12 protein-coding genes are annotated in these 9,368 nt (G+C 64.0%); 11 read left to right on the top strand and 1 reads right to left on the bottom strand.

Annotation, left to right across the window (positions count from 1 at the left end; all coding sequences use genetic code 11):
• The 3 genes from LCF60_RS16265 to LCF60_RS16255 all read left to right on the top strand — a co-directional run.
• A partial coding sequence (locus LCF60_RS16265) for an endonuclease/exonuclease/phosphatase family protein (RefSeq protein ID WP_292293177.1) occupies positions 1-303 on the top strand: 303 nt, incomplete at its 5' end.
• A 7-nt stretch (positions 304-310) separates the two neighbouring features.
• Positions 311-1,567, top strand: coding sequence for an MFS transporter (locus LCF60_RS16260; RefSeq protein ID WP_292293176.1), 1,257 nt, complete (start codon positions 311-313; stop codon positions 1,565-1,567).
• Positions 1,554-2,267 (top strand): DUF1868 domain-containing protein, encoded by a 714-nt coding sequence (locus tag LCF60_RS16255; protein ID WP_292293174.1) that lies wholly within the window; start codon positions 1,554-1,556, stop codon positions 2,265-2,267. Before LCF60_RS16260 ends, LCF60_RS16255 begins: the two co-directional genes overlap by 14 nt.
• Before the next feature lie 54 nt (positions 2,268-2,321).
• Here LCF60_RS16255 and LCF60_RS16250 read toward each other — a convergent pair whose 3' ends face one another.
• Positions 2,322-3,197 carry a bile acid:sodium symporter gene (locus tag LCF60_RS16250; protein WP_292293172.1) on the bottom strand — a complete coding sequence of 292 codons (876 nt, stop codon included), beginning with the start codon at positions 3,195-3,197 and terminating at the stop codon, positions 2,322-2,324.
• A 211-nt stretch (positions 3,198-3,408) separates the two neighbouring features.
• On the opposite strand from LCF60_RS16250, the gene LCF60_RS16245 reads away from it, so the two are divergent.
• From LCF60_RS16245 to LCF60_RS16210, 8 genes are all read left to right on the top strand, one after another.
• Positions 3,409-3,879, top strand: a complete 471-nt coding sequence (locus LCF60_RS16245; RefSeq protein ID WP_292293171.1) for a carboxymuconolactone decarboxylase family protein — start codon at positions 3,409-3,411, stop codon at positions 3,877-3,879.
• An 86-nt stretch (positions 3,880-3,965) separates the two neighbouring features.
• Positions 3,966-4,430 (top strand): nuclear transport factor 2 family protein, encoded by a 465-nt coding sequence (locus tag LCF60_RS16240; RefSeq protein ID WP_292293170.1) that lies wholly within the window; start codon positions 3,966-3,968, stop codon positions 4,428-4,430.
• Between the two features lie 10 nt (positions 4,431-4,440).
• Positions 4,441-5,061, top strand: coding sequence for a pyridoxamine 5'-phosphate oxidase family protein (locus tag LCF60_RS16235; protein WP_292293169.1), 621 nt, complete (start codon positions 4,441-4,443; stop codon positions 5,059-5,061).
• Positions 5,062-5,130: 69 nt separating this feature from the next.
• The gene (locus LCF60_RS16230; protein WP_292293168.1) at positions 5,131-6,141 is read left to right on the top strand and encodes an AraC family transcriptional regulator; all 1,011 of its coding nucleotides are present in this window, start codon (positions 5,131-5,133) and stop codon (positions 6,139-6,141) included.
• A gap of 99 nt (positions 6,142-6,240) precedes the next feature.
• Positions 6,241-7,092 carry a PhzF family phenazine biosynthesis protein gene (locus LCF60_RS16225; RefSeq protein ID WP_292293167.1) on the top strand — a complete coding sequence of 284 codons (852 nt, stop codon included), beginning with the start codon at positions 6,241-6,243 and terminating at the stop codon, positions 7,090-7,092.
• Between the two features lie 431 nt (positions 7,093-7,523).
• On the top strand, positions 7,524-7,688 hold the full coding sequence (locus tag LCF60_RS16220; RefSeq protein WP_292293165.1) for a hypothetical protein: 165 nt from the start codon (positions 7,524-7,526) through the stop codon (positions 7,686-7,688).
• A gap of 201 nt (positions 7,689-7,889) precedes the next feature.
• Positions 7,890-8,753, top strand: coding sequence for a cysteine hydrolase (locus LCF60_RS16215; protein WP_292293164.1), 864 nt, complete (start codon positions 7,890-7,892; stop codon positions 8,751-8,753).
• Between the two features lie 46 nt (positions 8,754-8,799).
• Positions 8,800-9,285, top strand: a complete 486-nt coding sequence (locus LCF60_RS16210) for a YHS domain-containing (seleno)protein (protein ID WP_292293163.1) — start codon at positions 8,800-8,802, stop codon at positions 9,283-9,285.
• Positions 9,286-9,368: the final 83 nt, after the last annotated feature.

Below are 9,368 nucleotides of genomic sequence, written 5' to 3'. Positions count from 1 at the left end.
ACCGCGATTGTCATGGGCGACATGAATTTCGAACCCGGCAGCCCGGAATACACCCGCGTCGTCGGCGACCTGTCGCAGATGCACGGCCGCACGATCCGCGCGCATGGACTTGCCGACGCCTGGACACTGGCCGGTCACGCCGAAGCCGAAGGTGACACGATCCCGCGCGACGGGCGCGGCCCGCGCCGCATAGACCATTGTTTCGTCACGACGGATTTGGCACACAGGGTTCAGTCGATGGAGATCGGCGACACCGCGCAGGGGTCGGATCACCAGCCGATATTCGTGACATTCGCCCAATGAGGATCTGATGCGCGCCCATCCGCTCGAAGCCGTCCGTGCGCGCATCGCCGATTTCAACGCCGTTTTCGCGATCCCCGCCTTCGCCACCTACCAGGCGGGCAACCTGATCATGACCACCGGCTTCTGGATGCAGCGCATCGCGGTGGGCTGGGTCACGTGGGAACTGACCGGGTCGGAGGCGTGGCTGGGCACGGTGGCCTTTGCCGAGCTGTTCCCGTCGCTCTTGACCGCATTGTGGGGCGGTTCGCTGGCCGACCGGCATGCAGCACCCAAGATCATGTATTGGGGCCAGATCGCGAGCGCCGCGGTGTCTGTCGCCTTGGCGCTGCTGTACTTCACAGGCAGCCTGACGCCTTGGACGATGGCGGGCATGATGGCGGTGCTGGGCGCAGTTTCGGGCGTGCTCCTGCCCGCACGCCTGTCGATGGCCCGGCATCTGGCACCGCCGAAACTGCTGGCCTCGGCGCTGGCCGTGAATTCGACCGGGTTCAACCTGTCGCGCTTTCTTGGCCCGGCCTTGGCGGCGGGGCTGCTGGTCCTGGGATCGGCCGGGCTGGTCTTCACCGTGTCGGCGGTGGGGTTCCTGGCGTTGTCGATCGCCCTCTACCGCATCCGCAACGTACCGGCTCAGACCGATCGGATTGTCTCGACCCAGCCGGTAAACATGGCGGGCGTCATCCGCGATCTCCTGCATACGCCGCTGATCCTCGGCGTACTGATGCTGCAACTGGCGCAGGGATTGCTGATCCGCCCGGCCAGCGAATTGTTCCCCGCCTATGCCGAGGTTGCCTTCGGACGTGGCGAGGTTGGCCTTGGTCTTCTGAACGCCGCCCTTGGGATCGGCGCGATCCTCGGGGCGCTTCTGATGTCCAAAGCACAGGACGGGCGTGGCGCCTTGGTGCAGATCCTGACCACATCGGGTGTCTTCGCGCTGTCGCTGCTGGTCTTTGCTGTCACGCAGAACTTCTGGCTGGCCCTGACGGTGCTGCTCCTTCACGGCGCGACCATGTCCTCGTCCAACATCGCGGCATTGGCCTATGTGCAGCTCGAAGCACCGCAGGACAGGCTGGGCCGAATCCTGAGCCTGTACACCATCATCTTCCGGGTCGGTCCGGCCCTTGGCGCGTTCCTTTTCGGGATCACTGCCGAGACAAACGGCCTGATGGCCACCGGGGTCAGCTTTGCCCTTGCAGGATTGTTCGCGACCGGAGGGCTTGCACTATTCATTCTGAAACCGAGGACCCAGTTCCATGACCAACCCTGAGCGCGCATTTGACTACCTGACCGGCACGATGACAGGCGGCGTCGCGCCCAGCGCGGTGGGTCTCAAGTTCACACCGGACGGGCGGCCGCTGACCTGCCGTGGCAACACGACGATCTGTCATGTCGATCCACGATCCAAACCCTTTGCCGCGCTGAAGGACGCACAGGATCAGCTCAAGGCCGGGCCGTTGGCAGACGGGTTCACCTACTTGCCCCCCGAGAGCTTCCACATGACGATCTTCGAGGGCGTCATAGACTATGCCCGCACCATTGATCGCTGGCCCGGACATCTGCCAAATGCGGCCTCAGTTGAAACAGTGACCGAGGACTTCGCCCAACGGCTCCGAGACATCGGCCTGACACGAACCGTGATGGCCCGGCCGACGGGCATTTTTGGCGGGTTCAGCGTCCGGATGTCGGGTACCGACAAAGGTGAGGAGGCCCTGCTCCGATTGACACGCGACCAATTGCAGGCCGCCACCAACCTCGTGCGTCCCGATCACGATGCTTACGAATTCCACATCACGCTGGCCTACAACCTGCGCTGGTTCTCGCCGGACGAAGCCCGGTCCATCATCGCGCTTTCGGACAAGGTAGGTGCGGAATTGGTCGCGCGGGTGCCGAGGATCGTGCTTGGCCCCGTGGAATTCTGTACCTTCGAGACGATGCATCATTTCCAACGACGCCACTGGATCGACTAGCCCAGGATCAAGACAGCGGTTTGCTGCCGTCTCGACCAGGCCGATGCTTCCCCCTCAGACGCGCTGCCATCCTCGCGAAAGCAGGATGACCACCGGAAAGGTCACTGCATAAGTCAGCGCGCCGTAGACGACCGACGGCGTCGCAAAGAGCGGAAAACCCGCCGCATCGCCCCACAGCATCGCCCCCACGGCAAGCCCCAGCCCGCTGTTCTGCACACCCGTCTCGACAGCAACGGTTGTTCGTTGCGGCGCGGACAGGCCGCAGACCTGCCCCACGTAAAGACCGAGTGCGAGAAGGAGAGACGTCAGAAGCACAAGTCGCCAGCCAATCAGGACAAGGCCGGATCGCAACGTGTCGGCGACTTCCATGAAGGACCAGCCGATGATCGCGATGAAAACGGCGAAACAGACGCGGAAAATTGCAGGCTCCTGCCGCTCGACGACGCGCGGAGCAAGGCGGCGGACCGCCATGCCCAGAAGGACGGGAACCGTAGCGACCGCCACGACGCGCAGCGTGAGATCGCCGAATTCGATCCGCAGCGCCTCGGCGCCAAGGAAATGACCCGCCGCCAGCAGGGAAAGCGCCGGCAGGGTCGCCGCCGAAAGAAGGTTGCTCACCGCGGTCAGCGACACCGACAGGGCCACGTCGCCACCGGCAATTCGGGTGAGCAGGTTGCTCATCGCGGCCCCGGGGCAGAGCGCGAGGAGAACGATGCCGAGGGAAAGGCCCGGATCCTGCTGCTGAGCCGAGACGAACAGGAAGCCCACGACCGGCACCAGAACGATCTGGCTCGCGACCCCGACAAACAGAGCCTTCGGACGTTTCAAGGCTGACCGGAAGTCGGCGACCGTCAGACCAAGGCCAAGCGCGAACATCATCACGAAGACCGCGACGGGAACAGCTACATGGATGATCGTGTCGGTGGTCACGGTTTCAGCCCTCGGAACCTCCATATCACGACCGACATGGCAGATCGAGCCAAACGCTTGGCAGGCGGTGCCAATACGACAGCGCGGTCCGTCCCTACATTCGGGAAATCAAACCAAATGGAGAGACCCCATCATGTCCCGCATCCCGCTTCCTGCCTCAATCGACGCAGCCCCCGCCGCCTCCCGGCCCCTGCTTGAGGGTGTCAACAAAATGCTTGGCAGCGTTCCGAACCTGTTCCGCATCACAGCAAACAGTCCCGCAGCACTCGAGGGCTATCTCGGGCTGAACGGTGCGCTTGCCAAGGGCAGCCTGACGCCCCAGACCCGCGAGAGGATCGCGCTGGCGGTGGCGCAGATCAACGGCTGCGACTACTGCCTGTCCGCCCATGCCTATCTCGGCAAGACCCTCGCCAAGCTCGACGAGGCCGAGATCGCCGCGAACCGCAACGGCGGGTCCACCGATCCCAAGGCCGATGCGGCAGTACGCTTTGCCGTAAAGCTCGTCCTGGATCGCGGGCAGGTTTCGGATGCCGACGTTTCGGCGGTGAAACTGGCAGGCTACAGCGAGGCGGAGATCGTCGAGATCGTGGCGCATGTCGCGCTCAATACGCTCACGAACTATCTCAACGAGGCGTTCGACACGCCCATCGACTTCCCGGTCGTCAGCACCAAGGTTGCCTGACCTCCCGGATGCCCCGGTCGCAGCTCCCGCCCCCCTGCCCCGATGCGACCGGGGCACAAACCCCCGTACTTGAAAAGGGTCATGCCATGACACGCCCTCCGGTCCCGCCTTTCGACGATGAAACCGCACGCACCAAGGTGCGGCTGGCGGAAGATGGCTGGAACAGCCGCGACCCAGACCGCGTGTCGCTTGCCTACACGCCCGACAGCCAGTGGCGGAACCGCGCCGAGGTCTTTTCGGGGCGTGACCGGATCGTCGATTTCCTGACCCACAAATGGGCGCGCGAACTGGAATACCGGCTCGTCAAGGAGCTTTGGGCGTTTCAGGACGCCCGTATCGCCGTGCGCTTTGCCTACGAGTATCGCAATGACAGCGGAGCATGGTTCCGCGCCTACGGCAACGAAAACTGGGAATTCGACACCGACGGCCTGATGCGTCGGCGCATCGCGTCGATCAACGATCTGCCGATTTCAAGGCAGCAACGCCTGTTCCACTGGCCGGTCGGCCGTCGGCCCGACGATCATCCCGGCCTGTCCGAGCTTGGCCTTTAGGAGCCGTATCATGCCCCATGCCTATGCTGACATCGCCTTCACACCCCGCGTTCGCGACGAGCAGCAACGCTTCGGATCGGCGGATGCCTATGCACGTGTCCTGTCGCCAGAGCGTGACGACGGTGCCGAACTCGGGCCCCGGGAGGCCGCGTTCCTGACCGCGCGCGACGGCATCTACCAGGCGACGGTCTCGGAAACGGGCTGGCCTTACGTGCAGTTCCGGGGTGGTGCGCCGGGCTTTCTCAGGGTGATCGACAGGCGGACAATCGGCTATGCCGATTACCGCGGCAACCGGCAGTATATCAGCGTGGGAAACCTGCGCCACGACGACCGGGTGTCGATCATCGCCATCGACTACGCGCGGCAGGAACGTCTGAAACTCTGGGGCCATGCCCGGATCATCGAAGACCCGGATATCGTCGCGTTTCTCAACGCGGCGGAGGAACCGAGAGCCGAGCGCGGCATTGTCATCGACGTCGCGGCGTTCGACTGGAACTGTCCGAAACACATCCCGATCCGTCTCACCGATACCGAGCGTGACGAAGGCATTGCCGGTCTGCGCACCCGCCTCGAAAGCCTGGAACGGGATTTCGACCAACGCATGGCAATCCTGTCCGGAAAGACCCTCTGAGTGCGGTCGTACGGACTTGATAAGCGCGCTGGGTCTGGCCACAAGGGTGCGTTCGGCGTAGCATTCGACATGCCGAGCGTGACGGACGCATTCGCGCGCGCCATGGCCAGGGCGGCCGGGATGACGCTGAGGGACGACGGAGCGCTTGTCTCCGACGGAAAGGTCGTGCGCCGTCTGCCACAGCCGGTCAACGGGCGGCTTGCGGATACCGATTATTTCGATCTTCTGGATTGGATACGTCGCCGACATGACGACGAAGTCGCGCTGGTTGCCGCCTATGCCGAGTTGATCCGCGTCGACGATATCGGCGTGCTCGGTCTTGCGATGAAGACGGCTCCGACGCTCCGCGCCTCGCTTGAGCGTGTGGAGCGGTACTGGCGGGTGGTCACCGACACGGCGGTCTATCGCCTGGAGGACACGGGAAATCTGGCCGCGCTTGTCTTCGAGGCCCGCACCGGACGCCACCCGGTGCTCGAGTTTCGCACCGAAGGCGCGCTTGCCGGTTTGGCCCGCAACATGCGCCTCTTCGTGGAAGCCGAACTGGACCTGGACCACGTCTCGTTTCGACATGAATGTCGCAGCGATCCCGACCGCTATGCGCTGCATTTCGGCTGTCCGGTCCGTTTCGGCGCAGACCGCGATGCAATCGCACTGGCGTCCCCGATGCTCGATCAGCCGAACCGGCTGGGCGATGCTGCGGTGTCTGACTTCCTGACCACCCATCTCGAGACCGAAATCGGCTCGCTCGGGGATGACACCTCCCTTCGTGCCACGATCCTGCGCCGCCTGACCCCCGCGCTCTGCAATGGCGTTCCGCAAGCTGTCGATATTGCACGTGATCTGGGGATGAGCGAGCGCACGCTCTATCGCCGTCTGGCGCAAGAGGGGCTGACCTTTCGCGATGTCCTGTCCGAAGCGCAATCGTCGCTTGCCCAGGAGCTTTTGCGGGACAGCAGCAACTCGATCGCCGAAATCGCGTTCCTCACGGGATTCTCCGAACAAAGCACCTTCAGCCGGGCCTTCAAGCGTTGGGTCGGGCAGGCCCCTGCGCAATACCGGCAGCAATCGCCTGCCCGCTGATACGCAATGCTGCACGTAGCGGACGGCTGGCCCGGCTTCTCGTACCCGGTATGAAGCGGTGTCTTGCGTCGACACCTCACGACTGAAAGGATGATGAAGATGAAGGATCAGACAGATATCGATATTCTGCGCCTCGCGGCGTTTTCGGACGGCGAGGTCGGCGGCAACCCGGCGGGCGTTGTCGTCGCAGACGCACTCCCCGCCAGATCCGAGATGCAGCGCATCGCGGCCATGGTCGGTTATTCGGAAACGGTCTTTGCCGCGCCCGAAGGCGACGGGTGGAAAGTCCGCTATTTCTCTCCCGAGGACGAGGTCGCCTTCTGCGGTCATGCCACCATTGCGCTTGGCAGCGTTCTGGCCGAGCGCGCCGGGGACGGCATTTTCCTGCTCGACCTTGCGTCAAGCCGCATCACCGTCGAGGTCCGACGCGAGGCGGGAAAGACGCGCGCGACCCTGACATCGCCGCCGACACGCAGCGCTGCCGCTGACCCGGCGCTCGTCCGGTCCGCGCTCGACCTGTTCGGGCTTGCCCCCGATAGCCTTGACCCGGCCTTGCCGGCCGCCCTGGCGCATGCCGGAAACGATCACCTGATCCTTGCCCTGAAGGACAAGGCGACCCTGGCCGGAATGAGCTACGAACTGGCCGAAGGCGCCGTTCTGATGCGCCAGCACGGTCTGACCACGATCGACCTCCTCTGGATCGAGACGCCTCGGACGTTCCATAGCCGCAACGCCTTTGCCATTGGCGGTGTGCTGGAAGATCCCGCCACCGGGGCCGCCGCCGCAGCGCTTGGTGGCTATCTTCGCGATATCGGATGGCCGCATGAAGGCGCGATCGACATCGTGCAGGGCGTCGACATGGGCGCACCTTCGATGCTGCGGGCCGAAATCGACGAGACGCGCGGCGCGGGCATCCGCGTTTCCGGAACGACCCGCGTGATCTCGGCATGACAAGCAACTTCGCGTGAGGTCTGCCGCAGCGCGCGGCCCAGACCGGTATCCCGAATGGCCCGTGCTTGACACAAGCACGGGCCATTTTCATGCCTGACAGGGCGTCGTTCGGCTCTTGTCCAAGTTGCCAAACGGAACGTCTGGCGCCCACGGGTGCGCCGCTGTCGGGCGGTGGCAGATGCAGCCAAGACTGTGGCAGGTCGGGCCGATACCGGCGCGGTTTCCCAAGGGTAAGGTCTACTCATCGAATTACGGAGAGGGTCGCACGCGACACGCATGGCGCCCAACGGCCAAACAGGCGGTGCTCTCCTTCAACCAAAGGACAACTCGACATGACCCCGACCCGAAGCACGCCCCGAGCCAGAAACCCACGGCATAGAGATCGAAGGTTCTGGCCCTTCTCGACGCGGTGGACCTTGGAACTCAGCGACATGACCTACCTGGTCGTGATCGCTGTCACCGCCGCTTTCCTGACCGGCTTCCTGTCCTTGCACCTGATGATGCCAGGGGCCGCGTTTGCAAGCCCGGACGCGACATTCGGCACGAGACTTGCCGAAGTGCGCGCCCTCCACGACGCGGCATTCCCCGCCACCTGAGACATACCAGCAGAGGTTCCGCCGGCAGGTCCGAAAAGCGGGCGAGAGCCGCCAGGGACATTCCCCAGGCACGCGGACAGATGCCGTCCGAATGCAGCCAGTGCATGGCTGCAACCGGCGATCTCATGCCTGCGGCACCCAGACCACCCCGGCAGCACGCAATGGTGCGCGCTGTCACACCCCAAGCGAAGGAGACCAGAAATGGATCACGATCACATTCACGACACAGGCTGCAGCTGCGATGTCAACGCGGAACGCGTCGACATGGCACGTCGGCGCCTGATGGCAGGAGCCGCCGGCGCCGCGGCCGCCGGCACCGCCGCCATGGTGGCGGGCGCGGCAAGTGCCGCCACCGACGAGGCGCGTGCCCTCTACGCCGATCCCGCCGAACCCGGACTGCCTCAGGTCGATATGGAAATCGTGCCGGGCCGCACCGCGCTTGTCGTCACCGACCCGCAGATCGACTTCCTCTCGGAAGACGGCGTCACCTGGGGGGTCGTCGGCGAAAGCGTCACCGAACAGGGCACGGTGGACAACATCGAGCGTCTTTTCATCGCCGCCAAGGCGGCAGGCATGCCGGTGTTCATTTCGCCGCACTATTACTACCCGCATGACCACAAATGGCAGTTCGAGGGCACGCTGGAAAAGACCATGCACGGAATCGGCATGTTCGACCGGCCCGGACCGCTGTCGCTTGACGGTTTCGAGGGCTCCGGCGCCGATTGGATGCCGCAGTACAAGCCGTATATCGAGGATGGCGAGACCGTCATCTGTTCGCCGCACAAGGTCTACGGCCCGGCGCAGAACGATCTGAACCTGCAATTGCGCAAGCGGGGCATAGACAAGGTCATCCTTGCCGGGATGTCGGCCAATCTCTGTACCCAGGCGCATCTCTACGAATTGCTCGAACTGGGCTACGAGGCCGCCGTGGTGCGCGATGCGACGGCCGGCGCGAAGGTGCCCGAAGGCGATGGTTACCTCGCGGCCCTCATCAACTTCCGCATGGTCGCCAACGGCGTCTGGTGGACCGATGACGCCGTCGAGCGCATCGCCCGCTCGGCATGATCCACATCACTGCACCCAACCTCCCCAACCCCGAAAGGAAAGACCCATGAAATCCGTCCTCACTCTCTCTGCCGTTGTCCTCGCGGCCATGCTTGCCAGCGCTCCGGCAGCCTTTGCCGCAGACGAGGTCAACGTCTCGAATGGCCTCACGCTCACCGGCAACCCGCTGGGCCTGCACGGCGTCGACCCGGTGTCGATGTTCGACGGCGAAGTCCCCCGCATCGGCGATGCCACCTACACGTCGGAACATGACGGCGTGGACTACTATTTCTCCACCGAAACGGCGCAGCAGCTTTTCGACGCCGATCCCGGTGCCTTTCTGCCGCAGTTCGGCGGGTTCTGTGCCTTCGGCGTCTATGTCGGCAAGAAGCTGGACGGAGATGTCCGCTTTGCCGACATCGTGGATGGAAAGCTCTACCTCTTTGTGAACGAAGCAATCTTCGAGAAATATCTCGAAAACCGCGAAGAGGTTCTTGCGGTGGCATACGACACCTGGCCGGGCATCCTTTCCACACCTGTGGACGATCTCTGAACCCGCGTCCGCGACATGCCCCGAGCCTCGCCTGACGCGGCTCGGGGTCGGTTTCCCCGTCTGAAGGATGTACAGCCATCACT

Source organism: Marivita sp., assembly GCF_020055635.1.
In the GTDB taxonomy this organism is placed as follows: Bacteria; Pseudomonadota; Alphaproteobacteria; order Rhodobacterales; family Rhodobacteraceae; genus Marivita.
The sequence above is the reverse complement of the archived record's forward strand: the minus strand, read 5'-3'. Positions and strand labels throughout refer to the sequence as shown.

What these genes read in the sequence shown, in the direction of transcription:
- LCF60_RS16260 (WP_292293176.1), top strand. Translation starts at nt 311, where the DNA reads ATGCGCGCCCATCCGCTCGAAGCCGTCCGTGCGCGCATCGCCGATTTC.
- LCF60_RS16255 (WP_292293174.1), top strand. Translation starts at nt 1,554, where the DNA reads ATGACCAACCCTGAGCGCGCATTTGACTACCTGACCGGCACGATGACA.
- LCF60_RS16245 (WP_292293171.1), top strand. Translation starts at nt 3,409, where the DNA reads ATGCTTGGCAGCGTTCCGAACCTGTTCCGCATCACAGCAAACAGTCCC.
- LCF60_RS16240 (WP_292293170.1), top strand. Translation starts at nt 3,966, where the DNA reads ATGACACGCCCTCCGGTCCCGCCTTTCGACGATGAAACCGCACGCACC.
- LCF60_RS16235 (WP_292293169.1), top strand. Translation starts at nt 4,441, where the DNA reads ATGCCCCATGCCTATGCTGACATCGCCTTCACACCCCGCGTTCGCGAC.
- LCF60_RS16230 (WP_292293168.1), top strand. Translation starts at nt 5,131, where the DNA reads ATGCCGAGCGTGACGGACGCATTCGCGCGCGCCATGGCCAGGGCGGCC.
- LCF60_RS16225 (WP_292293167.1), top strand. Translation starts at nt 6,241, where the DNA reads ATGAAGGATCAGACAGATATCGATATTCTGCGCCTCGCGGCGTTTTCG.
- LCF60_RS16220 (WP_292293165.1), top strand. Translation starts at nt 7,524, where the DNA reads ATGACCTACCTGGTCGTGATCGCTGTCACCGCCGCTTTCCTGACCGGC.
- LCF60_RS16215 (WP_292293164.1), top strand. Translation starts at nt 7,890, where the DNA reads ATGGATCACGATCACATTCACGACACAGGCTGCAGCTGCGATGTCAAC.
- LCF60_RS16210 (WP_292293163.1), top strand. Translation starts at nt 8,800, where the DNA reads ATGAAATCCGTCCTCACTCTCTCTGCCGTTGTCCTCGCGGCCATGCTT.